At 67.6% G+C, this 219-nt stretch carries 1 pseudogene; it reads right to left on the reverse strand.

From position 1 onward, the window contains the following. Positions 1 to 219, reverse strand: a pseudogene (locus AC3DEV_RS17295) (long-chain fatty acid--CoA ligase); the annotation flags it as partial.

The following is a 219-nucleotide window of genomic DNA, read 5'->3' on the forward strand; positions in this document are numbered from 1 at the left end:
GTGATCAGCGCGGAGACGAACTTACGGGCCTCACCGATGAGGACCGCGTGACCGACGAGTCGATGCGCCCGGATCGCGTCCTCGATCTGCCCCGGCGAGACGTTCTTGCCGCCGGCGGTGACGATGATCTCCTTGGCGCGACCGGTGATCGTCAGGTAGCCGTCCTGGTCGAGCGAACCGAGGTCACCGGTGGCGAACCAGCCGTCGCGGATGGCCTCG

This window comes from Dietzia sp. IBK-p2-15D (genome assembly GCF_057773105.1).